This window comes from Streptomyces sp. NPDC001914 (assembly GCF_042891215.1).
GTDB lineage: Bacteria > Actinomycetota > Actinomycetes > Streptomycetales > Streptomycetaceae > Streptomyces.
This window is the reverse complement of record NZ_JBIASW010000001.1, coordinates 847,508-864,184: the sequence shown is the minus strand read 5'-3', so window position 1 is coordinate 864,184 and position 16,677 is coordinate 847,508. Positions and strand designations below refer to the sequence as shown.

Annotated in this window: 13 protein-coding genes and 1 pseudogene; 6 read left to right on the top strand and 8 right to left on the bottom strand. The window is 73.5% G+C overall.

What is annotated here, in order from left to right:
* Nucleotides 1-5 precede the first annotated feature (5 nt).
* Complete coding sequence (locus tag ACFYYF_RS04070; protein ID WP_388771166.1) at nucleotides 6-713, top strand: potassium-transporting ATPase subunit C; 708 nt, start codon at nucleotides 6-8, stop codon at nucleotides 711-713.
* A 137-nt stretch (nucleotides 714-850) separates the two neighbouring features.
* Nucleotides 851-1,534, top strand: a complete 684-nt coding sequence (locus tag ACFYYF_RS04065; protein ID WP_388771558.1) for a response regulator — start codon at nucleotides 851-853, stop codon at nucleotides 1,532-1,534.
* A gap of 119 nt (nucleotides 1,535-1,653) precedes the next feature.
* Here ACFYYF_RS04065 and ACFYYF_RS04060 read toward each other — a convergent pair whose 3' ends face one another.
* Complete coding sequence (locus ACFYYF_RS04060; protein WP_388771163.1) at nucleotides 1,654-2,211, bottom strand: universal stress protein; 558 nt, start codon at nucleotides 2,209-2,211, stop codon at nucleotides 1,654-1,656.
* 324 nt (nucleotides 2,212-2,535) lie between these two features.
* On the opposite strand from ACFYYF_RS04060, the gene ACFYYF_RS04055 reads away from it, so the two are divergent.
* Both ACFYYF_RS04055 and lysA read left to right on the top strand, forming a co-directional pair.
* Nucleotides 2,536-2,943, top strand: a complete 408-nt coding sequence (locus ACFYYF_RS04055) for an SAV_915 family protein (RefSeq protein ID WP_388771161.1) — start codon at nucleotides 2,536-2,538, stop codon at nucleotides 2,941-2,943.
* An 11-nt stretch (nucleotides 2,944-2,954) separates the two neighbouring features.
* Nucleotides 2,955-4,461 (top strand): annotated as a pseudogene (gene lysA, locus ACFYYF_RS04050) (diaminopimelate decarboxylase).
* A 112-nt stretch (nucleotides 4,462-4,573) separates the two neighbouring features.
* Here the strand turns inward: lysA and ACFYYF_RS04045 are convergent.
* Together ACFYYF_RS04045 and ACFYYF_RS04040 are read right to left on the bottom strand one after the other, a co-directional pair.
* The gene (locus ACFYYF_RS04045) at nucleotides 4,574-4,918 is read right to left on the bottom strand and encodes a hypothetical protein (RefSeq protein WP_388771158.1); all 345 of its coding nucleotides are present in this window, start codon (nucleotides 4,916-4,918) and stop codon (nucleotides 4,574-4,576) included.
* Between the two features lie 109 nt (nucleotides 4,919-5,027).
* Nucleotides 5,028-5,549, bottom strand: coding sequence for a hypothetical protein (locus tag ACFYYF_RS04040; protein WP_388771157.1), 522 nt, complete (start codon nucleotides 5,547-5,549; stop codon nucleotides 5,028-5,030).
* A 366-nt stretch (nucleotides 5,550-5,915) separates the two neighbouring features.
* Here ACFYYF_RS04040 and ACFYYF_RS04035 point away from each other — a divergent pair, with 366 nt between their 5' ends.
* Nucleotides 5,916-7,757: an APC family permease gene (locus tag ACFYYF_RS04035; RefSeq protein WP_388771154.1), complete on the top strand. Its 1,842-nt coding sequence runs from the start codon at nucleotides 5,916-5,918 to the stop codon at nucleotides 7,755-7,757.
* Nucleotides 7,758-7,935: 178 nt separating this feature from the next.
* Here the strand turns inward: ACFYYF_RS04035 and ACFYYF_RS04030 are convergent, their stop codons facing one another.
* Together ACFYYF_RS04030 and ACFYYF_RS04025 are read right to left on the bottom strand one after the other, a co-directional pair.
* Nucleotides 7,936-9,216 (bottom strand): MFS transporter, encoded by a 1,281-nt coding sequence (locus ACFYYF_RS04030; RefSeq protein WP_388771152.1) that lies wholly within the window; start codon nucleotides 9,214-9,216, stop codon nucleotides 7,936-7,938.
* A 389-nt stretch (nucleotides 9,217-9,605) separates the two neighbouring features.
* Nucleotides 9,606-11,855: a glycoside hydrolase family 3 C-terminal domain-containing protein gene (locus ACFYYF_RS04025; protein WP_388771151.1), complete on the bottom strand. Its 2,250-nt coding sequence runs from the start codon at nucleotides 11,853-11,855 to the stop codon at nucleotides 9,606-9,608.
* Nucleotides 11,856-12,146: 291 nt separating this feature from the next.
* On the opposite strand from ACFYYF_RS04025, the gene ACFYYF_RS04020 reads away from it, so the two are divergent.
* Nucleotides 12,147-12,803, top strand: coding sequence for a TetR/AcrR family transcriptional regulator (locus ACFYYF_RS04020; protein WP_388771149.1), 657 nt, complete (start codon nucleotides 12,147-12,149; stop codon nucleotides 12,801-12,803).
* 112 nt (nucleotides 12,804-12,915) lie between these two features.
* On the opposite strand, the gene ACFYYF_RS04015 is transcribed toward ACFYYF_RS04020, so the two are convergent.
* The 3 genes from ACFYYF_RS04015 to ACFYYF_RS04005 all read right to left on the bottom strand — a co-directional run bounded on the left by ACFYYF_RS04015 (nucleotide 12,916) and on the right by ACFYYF_RS04005 (nucleotide 16,675).
* On the bottom strand, nucleotides 12,916-13,953 hold the full coding sequence (locus ACFYYF_RS04015) for a class I SAM-dependent methyltransferase (RefSeq protein ID WP_388771147.1): 1,038 nt from the start codon (nucleotides 13,951-13,953) through the stop codon (nucleotides 12,916-12,918).
* Nucleotides 13,954-14,492: 539 nt separating this feature from the next.
* On the bottom strand, nucleotides 14,493-15,857 hold the full coding sequence (locus tag ACFYYF_RS04010) for a glycosyltransferase (RefSeq protein WP_388771144.1): 1,365 nt from the start codon (nucleotides 15,855-15,857) through the stop codon (nucleotides 14,493-14,495).
* Nucleotides 15,854-16,675 carry an alpha/beta fold hydrolase gene (locus tag ACFYYF_RS04005; RefSeq protein WP_388771142.1) on the bottom strand — a complete coding sequence of 274 codons (822 nt, stop codon included), beginning with the start codon at nucleotides 16,673-16,675 and terminating at the stop codon, nucleotides 15,854-15,856. Before ACFYYF_RS04005 ends, ACFYYF_RS04010 begins: the two co-directional genes overlap by 4 nt.
* Nucleotides 16,676-16,677: the final 2 nt, after the last annotated feature.

Below are 16,677 nucleotides of genomic sequence, written 5' to 3'. Positions count from 1 at the left end.
AGGCCATGAACAACTCCTTTGTGAACACCGCCCGGTTGCTGGGCGCGGGTCTGCGGGCCCTGCTCGTCCTGACCCTGGTGACGGGCGTTGTCTACCCCCTCGTCGTCACCGGCGTCGTCCAGGGCCTGTTCAACGGCAAGGCGAACGGCTCCGAGATCAAGGCGGACGGCAAGGTCGTCGGCTCCTCCCTCATCGGCCAGGCCTACAACCTGCCGCTGAAGAAGGGCCAGGAGACCCCGGAACCCGACCTCAAGTGGTTCCAGGGCCGCCCCGCCAACGGACTCGGCTCCAACAGCATCAACACGCGGTACACGCTGATCCTTTCGGGCGCCACGAACCTGGCCGGCGACAGCGGTGCGGTCAAGGGCACGTGCCCCGCCAAGCCCGAGGACGGCACGCTCTGCGCCCAGGTGCTCGCCGCCAAGGACGCCGTCGTCAAGGACAACTCGGTCCCCGGCTACACGGTCGACCCGTCCGACGTCCCCGCCGACGCCGTCACCTCCTCCGGCTCCGGCCTGGACCCGGACATCTCCCCGGCGTACGCCGAACTCCAGGTCCACCGGATCGCCGAGAAGAACGGCCTGTCCGTCGCGCGGGTCGAGAAGCTGGTCGAGGACCACACGCAGGGCCGCACCCTCGGCTTCATCGGTGAGCCCCGGGTGAACGTCCTGGAGCTCAACATCGCGCTCAAGGACCTCGCGGCGCAGCGGTGACGGTCTTACGCGACCCCATGGGGAGCCGGCGGCCCGGGACTGTTCCCGGACCGCCGGCTCCCGCCGCCGTGAAACGGGCTGCCCGCCCCGGCTCTCCGCGCCAACGGCCCGACGTACGACAGGAGATGCACACCCCCATGACCCGGGTGCTCGTGGTGGAGGACGACCCGCAGCTCGTACGGGCCCTCGTCATCACCTTGCAGGCACGTCACTACGGTGTGGACGCCGCCCCCGACGGAGCCACGGCTCTCCGGCTCGCCGCCGCCCGCCGGCCCGACGTGGTGCTGCTCGACCTCGGCCTGCCCGACCTCGACGGCATCGACGTCATCAGGGGCATACGGGGCTGGAGCCGCGTGCCGATCCTGGTGCTGTCCGCCCGGCGGGCGTCCGAGGAGAAGGTCGCCGCCCTCGACGCCGGAGCGGACGACTACATCACCAAGCCCTTCGGCATGGACGAACTCCTCGCCCGGCTGCGGGCCGCCGTCCGCCGTACCGAGGACGTGGCGGCGGCCCCCGGGACGACGCTGATCAAGACGGAGCACTTCACCCTCGACCTGCTCGCCAAGAAGGCCGTACGGGACGGGCGCGACGTGCGGCTGACGCCGACCGAGTGGCATCTGCTGGAGATCCTGGTGACCAACCCGGGCCGGCTGATCACACAGCGGCAACTGCTCCAGGAGGTCTGGGGCGTCCAGCAGAGCAACAAGACCAACTATCTACGGGTCTACATGGCGCAGTTGCGCAGGAAGCTGGAGCCGGACCCCTCCCGGCCCCGCCATCTGATCACCAAGCCGGGGATGGGTTATCGCTTCGACGGATGACCGCGCGGGGTGGGCTTCGCGGTCGGCGCCGGGTGGGTTCCGTGGTCGGCTCCGGGCGGGCTCCGTCGTTTGCGCCGGGCGGGCTCCGGGACCGTCCGTGCCGGAGCCCGCCCAGGGGTCTACCTCGGGTTCCTGCTCTCCCGCTCCAGGTCGCCGGTGTCCAGGCGCAGCCGCAGCGTGTTGCGGCGGTGCGCGGTCGTCAGCGCCGCCTCGAGCGGGGAGGGCGGGACCGCGAGAACGGGGCAGACGGCGTGGGCGAGGCAGTGGCGGCCGACCGACGGCCACAGCGCGCGGCGCAGCGGGCCCCGCCCGCCGGCCCCGATGACCAGAAGGTCGCCTTCCCGGTCGGCCGTGCGGACCAGCGCCGGTCCGGGGGCGCCCCGGACGACGAGCGCCCGCCCGGGCAGCCCGGTGCCGGTGTCGCCGAACGCGTCCCGCAGCGCTTCCACGAGCCGTTCCTCGGCGAGCCGCTCCCACTCGGGGACCAGAGCGCTCGCCGCGGGGAACCTGCGGGCGGCGAACTCACCCTCCGGAGGCTCCCAGGCGGCCACCGGCCAGAGTTCCGCGCCGCGGAGCCGGGCCTCGTCGGCGGCCCGGCCCAGGACGGCGACACAGCCCGGCGCGTCGCCCACTCCGACGACGACGCGAGCGGCTGGGGGCGTGGGGGACTCGGACATCGCCTTCACCTTCTGCATGTGCCGGGCCAGGAGCTCCCGGCGGGCCATCCTTCGTTCGAACCGCGTCCATCTCACCTCCGGGTGCGTGCTTCCGGCAGCCCGTACGCCCGTTCCTGACGCCCTTCTGACAGCCCTCCGGACTCCCTCCCACCAGCGGTGTCAGCGGCTCGTCAAAGTCGTCCGTCTCCCCGTCAGCGTCCCGTCAGGACCGCTCCTGCGGCGGGGAGGTCCGGGCATAACGTCGACGACGAACCCCGGTACGCCTCCCCGCGTCCGGGGTCCCACCGATCCGATCCACGCTCCCTGCCCTTCGGGAGGCACCCCATGTCAGAACTCCTCCACGGTGAGGACCCCGAACCCGCCGATCGATTCCCGGCCGGACCCCTGTACGTACCGGTCCGGCCGGGTCCCTCCGGGTGTGCGGCCCGGCTCTTCCGCACCCCGCTCGGCCGGCGGACGGCCGTCGGTTTCACCTCCGAGCACCGGCTGACCGCCACCCTCGGCTCCGGCCAGGCGTGGATCCGGCTCGCCGAGCCCGCGCTGCGCGCGCTGGCCGAGCCGCTCGGCGTCACCACCGTGACGGTCGATCCGCAGTTCACCGCGCCGGCGCCCGCACGGGCCGTGCCGGGCGTTTCGGTCGCGCGGCCCGCCCCGGCGGCCGCCGTCCCGCCTGCCGCCGTACCGCCGGCCGGGCCGGTCACGCACGAGATGTCCGCGCTGCGGATCGCCTGAGAGGAGCCACGATGACCACGGTTCACGAACCCGCCCCCGCGGTCGCAGCCCCTGCGACCGCAGCCCCTGCGACGGGCGCCGGTGCGGCTGCCGCCACCGAGCCCGGCCCGGCTGCGGCCTCCGTCACGGCGACCTGCACCCCCGCGACCACCGGCACAGCGGTCGGCGTTCCCGGGACCGAGACCGGCCCAACGCGCGCCGCCGCGAACGGAATCGCCGCGGCCGACCTGTCGGTGTGGCCCGCCTCCACCACCGAAGCCCCGCACGGCGACCTCGCCGTGGGCGGCGTACCGCTCGCCGGGATCGCCGACAGCTTCGGCACCCCCGTCTACGTCCTGGACGAGGCAGAGGTCCGCGACCGCTGCCGTACCTACCGGGACGCGTTCCCCGACGCGGAAGTCCTCTACGCGGCCAAGGCGTTCCTGTGCCGCGCGATGGTCCACTGGATGGACGAGGAGGGCTTCGGCCTCGACGTCTGCTCCGCCGGCGAACTCGAACTCGCCGTCACCACCGGCTTCCCGCCCGAGCGGATCGTGCTGCACGGCAACGCCAAGTCCCCCCACGACCTCGACCTCGCCCTGCGGCTGGGCGTCGGCCGCATCGTCATCGACAGCCCCTCCGAGATCGCCCGGCTGGCCGCCGCCGTAGGCCCCGACGGGCACCAGAAGGTGATGGTCCGGGTGGTGCCCGGCATCAGCGCGGGCGGCCACGAGAAGATCCGCACCGGGCACCGGCGACCAGAAGTTCGGCCTGTCGATCGCCGACGGCTACGCGGCCCACGCCATCGCCCGGATCCTCGACCAGCCGCAGCTCGAACTCACCGCCCTGCACTGCCACTTGGGCTCCCAGATCACCAGTGTCACCCCGTACCGGATCGCGGTGCGCCGCCTGGTCGGCCTCATGAGCCGGCTGCACGAGCAGCACGGCCTGATCCTGCCCGAACTCGACCTCGGCGGCGGCCACGGCATCGCCTACCGCCCCGGCGAACCGGCCCTGGACCTCACCACCCTGGCCCGCAAGGTACGCGCCGAACTGGCCGACGCCTGCGCCACGGCCGGCATCCCCGTCCCCCGCCTGGTCATCGAACCGGGACGGGCCGTCGCCGGACCGGCGGGCATCGCCGTCTACCGCGTCCTGTCCGTCAAGCACACCGGCGAGCGCGTGTTCGTGGCCGTGGACGGCGGCATGAGCGACAACCCGCGCCCGGCCCTGTACGACGTCCGCTACGCCCCGCGCCTGATCGGCCGGCACGGCACCGCGGCCCCGGCCAGGGCGACCGTGGTGGGCCGCCACTGCGAAGCCGGCGACATCCTCGCCGCCGACGCGGACCTCGCCGCCGACGTACGTCCCGGCGACCTGCTCGCCGTCCCCGTGGCCGGGGCTTACCACCTGTCGATGGCCTCCGGCTACAACCTGGTCGGCCGCCCGCCCGTGGTCGCCGTACGCGACGGACGGGCCCGCCTCCTCGTCCGCCGGGAATCCCTGGACGACATCCGCCGCCGGGACGTGGGCCTGTAGGCCGGCCGCCGAGCTCCCGGGCGGGCCGGTCACACCTCCCTCGCCGACCGGCCCGCCCGGGCCCGAACCCGCAAGCTCCACAAGGGGTGTTCCCCCTCCCGGTCCGCCGAGGTCAGTCCGCGGTGAGTTCCGAGAGCTGTCCGGCGGCGGTGGTGCTGCCCCGCGCCGCCAGGCGTCGCAGCTCGTCCAGGTCCTCCCGCTCGGTGGCGAGCTGGATCAGTTCGTCGGTGGCCGTGGCGTCGCCGCCGTCGGACAGGCGGCGGAGTTCCTCCATGTCGCCCCGCTCCGAGGCGAGTTGGACCAGCTCGTCGGCCGCGTCGGAGCGGCCCGCCTCCGCGAGGCGCCGGAGCTCGGTCACGTCGCCGAGTTCGGCGGCGAGCTGGACGAGTTCGTCGGCGGCGTCGGTGTCCCCGCCGTCGGCGCGCTTCCGCAGGGCGGACAGGTCGGATTCGGACAAGGTCGCTCATCTCTCCACGAGGTCGGCCCCGGGCCGTGCTTCCCCGGGGCTCGGTGCGGCTGTTCGTCGGGACGGGGCATCTTGAACCGGCGGAGGCTCCGCCGGGTGGTCACGAAAGGCCCGAGGCCTTGAGCACTGCCCGTACGGTCTCCTCGTCGATGCTCTGGCCGAGCCGGTCCATGAGGTCCGCGCCCTGCAGCAGTGTGCCGCGTTCGACGGAGCGGCGGGCGCCGGTGTCGAGTTCGTGCCAGATCAGCGGGTTGGCCGCGAGGACGCGCGGGTCCAGTTCCAGACGGTTCCCGTACGCGTCGCGCAGGACGAGGTGGGCCGAGACGTCGCCGTAGCGCCGTACGGCCGTCAGCGCGTCCGTGCGCACCATCCGCCTGCGCCACGGGCCGCGCACCGCCAGCCAGCCGGCGCCCGCGGTCACCCGGGCCGGGAACAGGACGGTGAAGAGGGCGGCCGTCATGCCGAGCCACAGCAGGGCCCGCAGGGGCGACAGGCTGTCCGCGTCCCAGTCGACCAGCAGGGCCGTGGCGCCGAACAGCGCGGCGCAGCCGGTCGCGAGCCGGACGCCACCACGCCAGTGGCGGTCACCGGTCGGGGCCCACCGGTCGTCGGGACGTCGCATGCCGCCGACGCTAGCTCGCCGTGCGGGCCCCGGCGCCCGTCACTGACGGGGTCCTGACGTCGTGCGGGTGAGTCCTGACGGGGTTCTGACGAGCGTGCCCAGCGGGTGCGGACGCGGGGACGATGTCCGAGGCGCGCCGGCGCGTTCGGCAGCGTCGCGGCCTGCCGGGCCGCACTCCTTTTGACGGGACTCCGATGCCTCGGTCGCCCAGGTGGACCGCGCACCCGTCAAGGTCCCGTCAAAGTCGCCGGATCCGGCGCGAGGAAGCCGCCAAGAGCGGCCGGCCGCGGCCGGAAACGGACACACCCTGAGTGCACCGCGCACATCAGCCCTCGTGCGCGGCCCTGGAAGAAGGAGCACGCAACGATGTCCGTCCTCACCATCGAGCCGGGCGCGAACCCCGCCGACGAAGAACCGCCGGATACCGGCGAGCGGCATCGCCTCACCGCCGTGACGGGGCTCGCGGCCCTGTCGCTGGACGCGATGGCGTCGGTGGCCTACGGGCCCGAGGCGATCGTCCTCGTGCTGGCCGCGGCCGGGGCGCACGGGCTCGGCTTCACCCTGCCCGTGACCCTGGCCATCGCCGGGCTGCTGGCGGTGCTCGTCGCCTCGTACCGGCAGGTGATCGCCGCCTTCCCGGACGGCGGTGGCTCGTACGCCGTCGCCAGGACGCATCTGGGCGCACGCACGAGCCTGGTCGCGGCCGCCTCGCTTGTCCTCGACTACGTCCTCAACGTGGCCGTGGCCGTCACGGCCGGCGTGGCCGCGCTGACCTCCGCCTTCCCGGCCCTCTACGACGACCGGCTGTGGCTGTGCCTGGGCGTGCTCGTGCTGGTCACCGCCGTGAATCTGCGCGGCATCGTCGAGTCGGCCAGGGTCTTCATCGTGCCGACCGTCGTCTTCGTCGGATCGGTCTTCGTGCTCATGGTCTTCGGTCTCCTGCGGTCCGGGCCGGCGAGCACCGCGAGCGCGGACGGCCACGCCTCCGTTCTGGCGGACGACGCCACCACCGTCGGCGCCCTGCTGCTGCTCAAGGCCTTCGCCTCCGGCTGCGCCGCGCTGACCGGCGTCGAGGCCATCGCGAACGCCGTCCCGTCCTTCCGTGTCCCGCGGGCCCGGCGCGCCCAGCGGGCCGAGGTCGCCCTCGGAGCGGTCCTCGGGGTGATGCTGATCGGGCTGTCGGTGCTGATCGGCCGGTTCCATCTCCAGCCGGTCGAGGGCGTCACCGTCCTGGCCCAGCTCGCGGACGCCTCGCTCGGCCACAACTGGGCCTTCTACGTCATCCAGTTCGCGACGATGATCCTGCTGGCCCTGTCCGCGAACACCTCCTTCGGCGGGCTGCCGGTGCTGCTGAAGCTGCTCGCACGGGACAACTATCTGCCCCACGTCTTCGCGCTCAAGGCCGACCGGCAGGTCCACCGGCACGGGGTGCTCGCCCTCGCCCTCGTCTCGGCCGCGCTGCTGGTGTTCTCCGGCGGCGACACCAACACCCTCGTGCCGCTGTTCGCGATCGGGGTCTTCGTCGGGTTCACCGTCGCGCAGGTCGGGATGGTCCGGCACTGGTTCCTGGAGCGGGGCGGGCGCTGGCGGGGCAAGGCGCTGCTGAACGGGTTCGGGGCCGTGCTCACCGGGGCGGCGACGGTGGTCGTCACGCTGGAGAAGTTCCGGGAGGGTGCCTGGCTGGTCGTGATCGCGCTGCCGCTGCTGGTCGCCGCCTTCGGCGCCGTCCACCGGGCCTACGGCCGGATCGGGGAGCGGCTCGGTCTCGGCCGGATCCCCGAACCCCCGCACCGCGAACGGTCCTTGGTGATCGTTCCGGTGTCGTCCCTGTCCCGCCTCACGTCGGAGGCGCTGACCGCGGCAGCCTCCCTGGGGGACGAGGTGCGGGCGGTCACGGTCTGCTACCCGGATCCGGAGGACAGGGCCGCCACGCACGCACTGGAACGGTCCTGGGCCGCTTGGAACCCAGGGGTGGAACTGGTACGACTGCCCTGCGAGCGCCGCTCGTTGGGCCGTCCCATCGCCGCCTACGTCCGGGGGGTCGGCGCGGCGGAGTCCGCGACCCGGGTGACGGTGCTGATCCCGGAGGCGGAGCCGGAGCGGCTGTGGCAGCGGCTGCTGCAGAACCAGCGGGGTGCGGTCGTCGCCCATGCCGTACGACGCGAGACGGACGCCGTCATCTGCCGTCTCCGGTTCCGGTTGCTGTGAGCGTCGTCGGGGCGGGGCCGTAACAGGCGGTCAAAGGCGCGGACTTGGCACGCGGCAAGCCCCGGAAACGTCCGGGCGTGCTCCCCTGCGTCGCCATCCACCGTGCCGTCCCGCTCCACCAGGCCCGGTGGAGCGGGACGGCGTTCGGCCGCGGTCTCCCGAACCCTTCCCGGCCGGGTCAGCGCACGGTGCGTATGGGCAGGATGCTCAGCGCGCCGAGGAGCACCAGGACGATGCCCGAGACGAACAGCGCGCTGTAGCCGCCCAGGGCCGCGATCACCGCCGCGGCGACCGCGGGTGCCAGGGCTTGCGGGAGGGCGTTGGCGATGTTCAGCACGCCCATGTCCTTCGCGGCGTCGTCGGGGCGGGGCAGCACCTGGGTCATCAGGGCGGTGTCGACGGCCATGTACATCCCGAACGCGCAGCCGCAGACGATCGAGTAGGCGAACATCGACGCCTCGCTGCGCAGGAGCAGGGGGAGTGCGAGGGAGACGGCCATGCCGACGCTGGAGCCGACGACGAAGGGTTTGCGGCGGCCGGCGCGGTCGGACCACGGCCCGGAGACCACGATCATCGCGATCATGCCCGGCAGCATGGCCACGCTCAGCAGCGGCACCAGGTCGTTGGCCCGGTCGCGGCCCAGTCCGAGGTAGTCGTCGAGGATGTACAGCTGGTAGGAGGAGACGCAGTAGTAGCCGAGGACCAGCAGGAAGCGGCCGAGGAACGCCCAGGCGAAGTCGGGATGCCGGCGGGGACTGACCCAGAAGCCGGCGAGGAAGGTCTTCCAGCGGAAGGGCTCGGCCTGCGGGGCGGCGGCCGGTTCCCTGTTGAGCAGCAGGAAGATCGCCGTGCCGACGATGACGAGCACACCGAAGACGGCGAACCCGAGGCCGAGCGCGTCGGCGAAGCCCGCGGCGACGGCGGTGCCCGCGACCGCGCCCAGCATCTGGGCCAGCCCGGCCGCGGAGGAGAACACGCCGCGCCGGTCCTCGGGGGTGCGGTCCGGGATGACGGCGGTCAGCGGGGCCTGCAGACCGTTGAGGAAGATCTGCGTCAGGGCCCAGGCGACGCCGATCCACAGCAGGCTGTTGCCCGCGCCGAGCGCGATGAGGGACAGTCCGCCGAGCAGCGCGCCGCCGGCCATCCAGGGTGCGCGGCGCCCGAAGCGGCCATGGGTGCGGTCCGAGAGGGCACCGGCGATGGGGTTCGCGAGCATGGCGCCGAAGGCACCGACGGCACTGATGATGCCCAGGGAGGTGGACTTGGAGTCGGGGTCGACGTCCGCCACGAGGTTGGCGAGGAGGACTGCCGGGACGGCGCCGTAGATCGCGTACAGGGCGATGCTGTTGGACATCAGTCCGGCCAGCAGCCGTCTTTCGCCGGACGGGCGGGCCTTGTCCGGGTGCGGCTCGGCGGCTGTGGTGGTGGTCGGCTCGGGGCCGGTGGGTGCGGTAGTCATGACGACCTCGTTGTCGTGCGAGCGGAGCGGAGGGTCGCGTCGGCCGGCGGAGCGGTTCGGCGTGGCGGCCGGATCGGGCGATGAACGCCCCGTGGGCGCGGTCAACGGCGCTTCAGGGGACGGGACTTGGAGTGCGACGGTCCGAGGAGGCGGGTACCGGTCAGGAGCCTGGGGCACGGGTCGGCGTGGCGGGGCTCGGGGACTGAGGGGCGGCGCGGCGGGGCCGGGTACCACGGGTCGGCGTGGCGGGGCCGGGTAACGCGGGGTGCGGCGGCGTGGCCGGGCCGGGTACCGCGGGGTGCGGCGGCCGGGCCGGGTGCCGAGGGGTGGGGCGGCGGCCACCGCCCCACCTCCGGTGCGCCGACCGCCACCCCGCCTCCGGCGGATGGTCAGGCCTGGGCCGAGTTGAGCTGAGTCAGCAGCTTGTCCAGGTCGGCGGGGGTGACCGCGCCGCCGGCGAAGGCGAGCAGTCGGCCCACCGGGATGGAGGCCATCATCCTGGCCATGTCGACGCCCAGGACGTCGTTGTCGGCCGCGACCTGCGGCATCGGCATCAGCACCCCCAGGGCTTCTGCGGCGCCGGGGGTGGCCATGACCTCGCCGAGGGTCGAATCGAGGGTGAGCGGCAGGACGAGAGCGTCTCCGGTCACCTCGACGGTGCCGGTCGCGCGGATGTCGCGGCTGGAGGCGGCGGCGCGCACCTCGTAGGTGCCGCCTTCCACGACCCAGCGATCTCCGCGGATGTCCCAGTACGCCAGGTCCGCGCGGTCCAGGAGGACGCTCAGGCGCTCGCTCTCGCCCGGGGCGAGGTCCACGCAGGCGTGGCCCTTGAGCTCCTGCGGCGGGCGGACGACGGACGAGTCCGGCTTGGCCACGTAGAACTGGACCACCTCACGGCCGGCCACCCCGCCCGTGTTGGTGACGGTGACCCGCGCGGTGACGCCCTCGGCGTCCGCGGTCAACTCCAGGTCGGCGTAGGCGAACGAGGTGTAGGACAGGCCGTGCCCGAAGGGGAAGGCGACCTCGATGTCGCGGGCGTCGTACCAGCGGTGGCCGACGAACAGCCCCTCGCCGTAGGCGACATGGCCGTGCTCGCCGGGGAAGTCCAGGAAGGCGGGGGTGTCCTGGATGCGGACGGGGACGGTCTCGGTCAGCCGCGCGGACGGGTTGACCCGGCCGTACAGCACGTCCGCGAGCGCCCCGCCTCCCGCCTGGCCGAGGAGCGCCCCGTCGAGGACGGCGGGCGCCGCCTCCGCCACGGGGCCCAGGCGCAGTGCGCCGCCGTGCGAGAGGACGACCACCGTGCGCGGCTGCGCACGGACCACCTCGGCCAGCAACTCCAGCTGTTCGGAGGGCAGTTCGATGTGCTCGCGGTCGAAGCCCTCGGACTCCTGGTGGGCGGCGAGCCCCAGGAAGACCACGGCGGTGTCGGCCGCGGCGGCGGCGCCGACGGCCTCGTCCCGCAGAGCGGCCGCGTCGCCGCTGCCGTCGGTGGTGTAGCCGGCCGCGTAGCCGACGTCGGCGCCGCCGGCCAGGGCGCGGATCTCGTCGAGGGGGATGTCGACACGGGTCGGGTTCACGTGAGAGCTTCCGCCGCCCTGGTAGCGCGGGCTCCGCGCGAACTCGCCGATGACCGCGAGGGACCGGGCGGTGTCGAGCGGGAGCACGGTCCGCCCGTCGACGGGTTCGTTCTTCAGCAGGACGACACAGCGCGCGGCGACCTGGCGGGCCAGCGCGTGATGGGCCTCGGCGTCGAACGCGGGGACCGGAGCGGCCCGGCCGGCCTCGGCCTTCGCCGCGAGCGCGACCACGCGTGCGGCCGCCCGTGCGACGACGTCAGCGTCCAGCCCCTCCGCCTCGACCGCCTCCACGACCTGCCGGTCGGCGGTTCCGCCGTTGCCCGGCATCTCCAGATCGAGGCCGGCCGCGACGGCCTTGACCCGGTCCTGGACCGCGCCCCAGTCGCTGACCACGACACCGTCGAAGCCCCACTCGTCGCGCAGCACCTGTGTGAGCAGCCAGTGGTTCTCCGAGGCGTAGGTGCCGTTGATCCGGTTGTAGGAGCACATCACCGTCCACGGCTGCGCCGTCTGCACCACGTGCTGGAAGGCCCGCAGATAGATCTCGCGCAGCGGGCGCGGGGCGATGTCGGAGCTGGAGCGCATCCGGTCGTGCTCGGTGTTGTTGGCGGCGAAGTGCTTCAGGGACGCGCCCACGCCGGTGCCCTGCAGGCCCCGCACCCAGGATGCGGCGAGCCGGCCGGAGAGGTACGGGTCCTCGGAGTAGTACTCGAAGTTGCGGCCGCAGCGCGGATCCCGCTTGATGTTGATGCCCGGGCCGAGCAGCACGTCGACGCCGAGCGCGCGGCTCTCCACGCCGAGAGCCGCGCCGACCTTCCCGGCCAGCCGCGCGTCCCAGCTCTGGCCCAGTCCGACGGCGGGCGGGAAGCACGTGGCGGCCTCGCTCCCGGCGAGGCCGAGGTGGTCGGTGGCGCCGACCTGCCGGCGCACCCCGTGCGGACCGTCGGTGAGCACGAGCGACGGGACGTCCCCGACCTCCTTCGTGCTCCAGAAGTCGGCACCACTGCCCAGGGCGGCCTGCTGCTCCAGGGACAGCGGAGCGGGGTTGTGCGAGGTCACGGAGGTCTCCTCAGGTTGAGCGACGCCCTGCCGACGTGAGGGGAGGGCGGTACGGCGTTCGCCGTCCGCGACGCGGAACGGCGGGCGCGCGGGTCGGCCGGGCCGTGGGCCACGTGGTGAAGCGCGGCCCACTCCCGTCCTCGGTGCCGGCGAGCCCTCGATCAGGAAGGGCCTGCGCGCGGCCGCGCCACCGCTGGCGGCCCGCGTCGCCGACATAAAAACCGTATGCCGTTCGGGTTTCACCGACAAGGGGTCTCACCAGGAAATTTCCGGTGCCGTAAAGTCCTGCGCATGGCACGACGTGGTTCGTACGCGAAGGGCATCGCCAAGCGCGAGGAGATCCTCAACGCCGCTCTCGACATCGTGGCGCGGGCCGGATACAGCCGTGCGACCGTGCGCGAGCTCGCCCAGGCGGTGGGGCTGAGCCAGACGGGACTGCTGCACTACTTCGGCAGCAAGGAGCAGCTCTTCGTCGAGATCCTGCGCCGTCGTGACGAGGTCGACCAGCACGTGTTCGGTGCCGTGGACGACGAGGGCCGGCCCGCGCTGACCGACCTGCCCGGCGCGGTCACGTCGCTGGTGCGGCACAATGCCGAGGTCCCCGGCCTCGTCCAGCTCTACGCCCGGTTCTCCTCGGAGGCCGCCGAGCCCGGGCATCCCGCGCACGCCTACTTCCGGGATCGCTACGAAACGGCCCGCTCCGCCGCCGCCGCGTCCATCGTGGAGCACCAGGCCGCCGGCACGCTTCCGGCCGGACTGGACCCCGACCGGCTGGCCGTCATCCTGTTCGCCCTGCTCGACGGGTTGCAGACGCAGTGGATGTACAACCCCGAGATCGACATGGCGGAACAACTCGGCTACTTCTGGGAGCTGTTGTCGAGCAAGACTGACGAAGGGGACGACTCGGGACCGGCGTCGTCGTCCGCCGGGTCGGCCGCCGAGGGCTGACGAGCACCTGGATCGCGGGGCCTTTGACCTGCAAGACCGCAGGGTTGGAGTCGAGGTTCGGTGACCGGCCCTGTCCGGGGCCGCCCACCCGCGGTGTCGGATTCGTACGTGGTCAGTCCCGGCGGGCCACCAGACGGTAGGCGTTGGACACGCCGAGCCGGTGCGCCAGGGGGCGGACCGCGAAGCGGTCCAGCAGCGTGCCCAGGATCAGAGCCGGGATTCCCGCGACGAGCAGGGCCGTACGTCCGGCCCGGCGCAGCGGGCCCGGAGGTCCTGGCAGCCAGGGGGCGTCCTCGCGCGGAGCGGCGTGGTCCAGTGCCAGCCAGACGGCGGCCAGCAGGTCCACGGGATCGTGCGGCTCGGCGTGCTGCTGCGCGACCACCGTGAACCCCAGTTCCGCCAGCCGGTGGCGCAGATTGGCGACCGGAACGAAGTGCAGGTGCTGCGGCTGGAGCCAGGGCAGCCACCAGCGGCCGAGGAGCCGGGCGTAGCGGCTCTCGGGGTCCGGGACCTCGATGAGCAGATGGCCGCCGGGCCGCACCGCCTGCCAGGCGGCCCTCAGCTCTCGGTCGGGGTCGGTGCTGTGCTCCAGGTAGTGGAACATGCTCACCACGTCGTAACGCGCGGCCAGTTCCGGTGCCAGGTCGGGGAAGGCGCCGCGGTAGCCGTGCTCCACCCGGCCCTCGCGGGCGGCGAGTTCGACCCCGTCCGTGAAGTCGAGACCGTCGAACACCGTGCCGGGCAGCACCTCTTGGGCGGTCGCGCAGAAGTGGCCGTGCCCCGTTCCGACGTCGAGCCAGGTCTTCGGGGCGGAGTCGTGCGGCAGCATCGACTCGGCGCGGTCGCGGTACATCCCGGTGCGGCCGCCGAAGGTGTCGCCGAGCCGCTTCTCGCCGAGCCCGTCGTAGAAGTCGCGGTAGTAGAACTCCAGCCCGGCCTCGCTCAGCCGGGGGTTCTGGAAGACGTGCCCGCAGGCCTCGCACCGGTCGAGGACGAACCGGCCCGGCTTGTGCTGGAGCAGGTCGGTGGTGCGCAGGCGAGCGGTCAGCCGGCCGGAGCCGCACCAGGGGCAGGTGGTGCGCGGCGGTTCGAAGAAGCGGGCCGTGCCGTTGGCCAGATCGGCCAGGTAGCCGGGTCGCAGGCCGGCCACCTGCTCGGCACGGCTGGGGTTCCCGGGCGGTTCCGCGGCGACCTGCCCGACCGCGTCTCCGGCGGCGTGCCCGGCCAGCCGCTCGGCGCCTTGTCCGGTCGGTTCCTCGGCGGCTTGTTCGTTTGGATGTTCAGCGCGGCCGGGCTGCCCGGCAGGGTCTCCGGGAGCCTGCCCGTCTGGTTCGTCGACGGTCTGCTGTGCCGGGTTTCCGGTGACTTGCCTGGTGGGGGGCTCGGGGTCTTGTCCGGCCGGTTCTCCCGCGGCTTGTTCGTTTGGTCGTTCGGCGCGGCTGGGTTGCCCGCTCGGGTCTCCGGCAGTTTGGCCGTCTGGTTCGGCGACGGCCCGCTCCGCCGGGTTTCCGGTGGCTCGCCTGGTCGGCCGCTCGGCGTCATGTCCGGCTGGTTCGCCGGCATTTTGCCCGACCGGCTCCCCGGCCTCTCGTCCGGACCGTTCCCGGGCAGTTTGGCCGGTCGGCGGCTCGGAGGCCTGCCCGGTCGGCCGCTCGGAGGTGTGTCCTGCCGACTGCTCCGTCCGCTCATTCATCGGTACTCCCTGGCGAGTTGTTCGAGGCTGTCCGCGGCCGCCGGTGCGCCCCCGGCGGCGCGGAACGCCGTCCCGATCCGAACGGCGGCGGCACGGTGCCCGGGTTCGTGCAGTACGGCGTCGAGCGCGGCGCCCAGCTGGTCGGCGGTCACCCGGCCGAACCTGACCCGGACGCCCGCCCCCGCGTCCGTCACCTGACCGGCCACCACCGGCTGGTCGTCGCGGATGGGCGCCACCACGAGCGGAACCCCGTGCCACAACGCCTCGCACACGGTGTTGTGGCCGGCGTGGCAGATCACGGCGTCGACCCTTTCGAGGAGGGCGAGTTGGGGCACGGAGGGCAGGACCAGCAGATCCTTGTCGTGGCCGTGCGGGGGCCGAGTGTCGTACGGGGCACTGTTGCCGTACGCGACCCTGGTGCCGTTCGGGGACGCGACGCCGTGCCGGGACACGATGTCGACCGGGGGCCGGTCGCTGTCCGGGGACGGGATGCCGCCCGGGTGGGGGAAGCTCCCCGGGTGGCGGAAGTCGCCCGGGGACGAGCCGGCGTCCGTGCCCAGCGCGCCCCCAGGGTCGACCACGACCGCCTGTACCCGGTCGGCCCGCGCCCGCAGGGCCTCCCGGCAGACCTCGAGGAAACGCCCGCCGGCATCCGCGTTCGCCGTGCCGAGGGTCACCAGCACCGTGGCCCGGCCGGGATCGAGCCAGTCCCAGGGGAAGCCGGCCGGGGCCGGTCTGGCCGTGACCGACGGGCCGACCCAGCGGACCGGGCCGCCCCGCCCGGCGGCCCGCGCACCGGCGAGCTCCACCGTGCTGAACGCCAGCACCAGATACGGAGAGAACCGCGGATCGGTGTCGCCCGCCGGATCCCCGACGGACGCACGCAGTCCGGTCAAGCGCTCCGTCACCCACTCCGCGACCTTCGGCAGCCCGGCCAGAGGGTCGGCGAACTCGGCCGAGGTGGTCGCCGAGGTGGCCCACGGCAGCCCCGCCCGCTCGGCGACCAGCGCACCCGCGAACGCCTGCTGGTCGGCGACGACCACATCCGGACGGAACGCCTCGACCGCCGCCCGCACTCCCGGCGCCATCGCCTCGGCCAGCGGGAGCAGGTACCACTCCCACAGGAACTTCAACGCCTCGGGCCCCCGCAGGCCCGGCGGCCGCCGTGCCTCGCCCACCCCCGGTACCGGGCCCGCGCACGGGAACACCGGCGCCCGGTCACCCGCGAGGCGCCCCACAAGACCGGGGTCGGCGCAGGCCCACGCCACCCGGTGACCGCGCGCGAGCAGCCGGTCGGCGACCCCGACGGCCGGGTTGATGTGGCCGACCAACGGCGGTACCACGAAGAGGAATCCGCTCACCCTGCCTCGGCCCCCACCCGCCGGTCCGCCGAAGTGCCCTGGATCAGCGCCAGGATGTGGCCGCCCACGGTCCCGGCCGCCTCCACCAGCACCGAGTGCTCGTGACCGGGGATCACCACCGTCCGACAGTCAGGGAGCAACGACTCCAACCGGGGGGCGAGTTCGGCGAGGTCGGAGTCACCGCCGTACACGCCGAGCACCGGATGGGGGATCGCCGTGATCTGATCGTCCGTCAGTACTCGGCTGGCCGGGATGTCCCGGCCGAGGGAGGTGTCCCGGGCGAGCCGCGCCGCGCCCCGGGCCAGCCGCGCCGTGTTGTGGCCCCGGTTGGCGGTGATCCAGGCGAGGGCGTCGGGCTCGTTGTGCGCCAGCTGCGTCACCACCCGGTCGAGGATGCCGCCGAGCTTCGACGCCCAGGCGGCGGTGGCCGGTTCGGACTCGATCAGGGACACACTGGCCACACGCTCCGGGTGGCGTTCCGCGTAGCCGAAGGCGATCGTGCCGCCGTAGGAGTTGCCGACCAGGTGCACGGGTCCGCCCACCGCCAGCCGGTCCAGCAGGGCCCCCAGGTCGTCGATGTTGTGGTCCAGGGTGTAGCCGTCCGGCGGGCGTTCGCTGCGGCCGTGGCCCCGCAGGTCGTACATGACGACATCGAGACCGGCCGCCGCGAAGGCGGGCGCCACGGTGAAGTAGTAGCTGGCCAGGCTGTCGGTGAGCAGACCGTGGACCAGCACGACGGTGCCGGTGGCCGTCCGGCCGTCCCGGGGGCCGATCCGCTGTACATGCAACCGGAGTCCACCGGCGTCGACCATCGCCATGC

Excerpts from the sequence above, each read along its gene's own strand:
- ACFYYF_RS04035 (WP_388771154.1), top strand. The coding sequence starts at position 5,916 with ATGTCCGTCCTCACCATCGAGCCGGGCGCGAACCCCGCCGACGAAGAA.
- ACFYYF_RS04060 (WP_388771163.1), bottom strand. The coding sequence starts at position 2,211 with ATGTCCGAGTCCCCCACGCCCCCAGCCGCTCGCGTCGTCGTCGGAGTG.
- ACFYYF_RS04020 (WP_388771149.1), top strand. The coding sequence starts at position 12,147 with ATGGCACGACGTGGTTCGTACGCGAAGGGCATCGCCAAGCGCGAGGAG.
- ACFYYF_RS04030 (WP_388771152.1), bottom strand. The coding sequence starts at position 9,216 with ATGACTACCGCACCCACCGGCCCCGAGCCGACCACCACCACAGCCGCC.
- ACFYYF_RS04040 (WP_388771157.1), bottom strand. The coding sequence starts at position 5,549 with ATGCGACGTCCCGACGACCGGTGGGCCCCGACCGGTGACCGCCACTGG.
- ACFYYF_RS04055 (WP_388771161.1), top strand. The coding sequence starts at position 2,536 with ATGTCAGAACTCCTCCACGGTGAGGACCCCGAACCCGCCGATCGATTC.
- ACFYYF_RS04070 (WP_388771166.1), top strand. The coding sequence starts at position 6 with ATGAACAACTCCTTTGTGAACACCGCCCGGTTGCTGGGCGCGGGTCTG.
- ACFYYF_RS04005 (WP_388771142.1), bottom strand. The coding sequence starts at position 16,675 with ATGGCGATGGTCGACGCCGGTGGACTCCGGTTGCATGTACAGCGGATC.
- ACFYYF_RS04065 (WP_388771558.1), top strand. The coding sequence starts at position 851 with ATGACCCGGGTGCTCGTGGTGGAGGACGACCCGCAGCTCGTACGGGCC.